This window comes from Kitasatospora sp. NPDC059571 (assembly GCF_042735675.1).
Classification (GTDB): domain Bacteria; phylum Actinomycetota; class Actinomycetes; order Streptomycetales; family Streptomycetaceae; genus Kitasatospora.
The window spans coordinates 1-1,573 of sequence record NZ_JBHWBW010000803.1; the positions used below are offsets into that span (position 1 = coordinate 1).

Genomic DNA, 1,573 nt, shown 5'->3' on the forward strand with positions numbered 1-1,573 from the left:
CAGCACCGCGGTGGCATCGCGGTCCGGGGCGATCACCACCCGGTCGGCGCGCTGGAGTTCGGCACGCAGCAGGGTGTCGGAGCGGGTGGCGTCGCCGAGCACGCCGGTCAGGCCGTCCCGGTTCGCCTGGTCGACCGCCTTCTGCTGCGGATCCACCACCACGATCGACTCCCGGCCCACGCCCTGCCCGATCAGCGCGCTGACGGCGCTGCGGCCCTTGGTGCCGTAGCCGATGACGACGGTGTGCTCGCGCACGGTGGACCTCCAGCGGTTGATCCGCCACTGCTGGCGCGTACGTTCGGTGAGCACCTCCAGGGTGGTGCCGACCAGGATGATCAGGAAGAGCACGCGCAGCGGGGTGATCACCAGGATGTTGACCAGCCGCGCCCCGTCGCTGACCGGGGTGATGTCGCCGTAGCCGGTGGTGGAGAGGGTCACCGTCGCGTAGTACGCGGAGTCCAGCAGCGACACCGTGTCGTCGGCGTTGTCGTGGTAGCCGCCGTGGTCGGCCCAGACGATCAGCGTGGTGGTGACCAGGACGGCGAGGGCCAGCACCAGCCGCAGGGCGACCTGCCGGAGCGCGGGGGCGGCCGGCCGGGCGGGCAGCACGATGCCGAGGTCGCCGGAGCCCTCCGTGCCCTGGCGCAGCGGACCGAGCAGACGCGGGCGGCCGCCGCCCGCCCGGCCGGTCACGGGGTGTCCAGCAGCTCGGCCCGGCCCCCGGCCGGCACACCGCCCGGCGGGACGACCGCGACCGCCTCCGCCAGGGCCAACCCGCGCAGCATGGCGGGACCGTCGAAGCGCAGCGGCGCCACCCCGCGCCCGGTGCGCTCCACCGGCACCAGCCGGGTGTCCTCCGGGTGGCCCGGCAGGTCGGCGGCGGCCGGCTCGGTCCGCGGCTGCGGGGCGGGGCGGCCGGAGAGCGCCGCCAGCAGCGGCAGCGCCAGGGTGAGGGTGCCGGCCACCGCGGCCAGCGGGTTGCCCGGCAGGCCGACCAGGTGCCGTCCGTCGGGCAGCGCGGCGAGCAGCATCGGGTGGCCGGGGCGGACGGCGACCCCGTCGACCAGCAGCCGGGCACCGGCGTCGGCCAGCGCGCCGTGCAGGAAGTCCGCCGGTCCGGCGGCCGTGCCGCCGGTGGTGACCACGACGTCGGCGGTGGAGCGCCGGACGGCGTCGCGCAGCAGCGCGGCGTCGTCGCCGATCCGGCGCCGGCCGGTGATCCCGGCCCCGGCCGCGGCGAGCCAGGGCGGCAGCAGCGGCCCGAGGGCGTCCCGCACCCGGCCCGGCCCGGGCACCCCGGACTCCGTCAGCTCGTCGCCGAGCAGCAGCAGTTCGACCGTCGGCCGGCGGTGGACGGCCAGCCGGTCGTGGCCCGCGGCGGCGGCCAGGCCGAGCACGGCGGGGGTGACCACCGCCCCTGCGGGCAGCAGCACCTCGTTGCGCCGGCATTCCTGTCCGCGCGGGCGGACGTCCTGACCGGGCGTCACCACGCCCTGCAGCAGGCCGCGGTCGAGGTGGCCGTGCTCGCGGCGCAGCACCCCTGTGTCTCCGGGCGGCAGCTTGGCGCCGGTGG

2 protein-coding genes are annotated in these 1,573 nt (G+C 77.6%); both read right to left on the minus strand.

The window, feature by feature from the left end:
• Positions 1-660 (minus strand): potassium channel family protein (locus ACFV0G_RS39185; protein ID WP_380558645.1); only part of this gene is annotated, 660 nt, incomplete at its 3' end.
• Between the two features lie 29 nt (positions 661-689).
• On the minus strand, positions 690-1,573 hold an 884-nt coding region (locus ACFV0G_RS39190), incomplete at its 5' end, for a molybdopterin-binding protein (protein ID WP_380558642.1).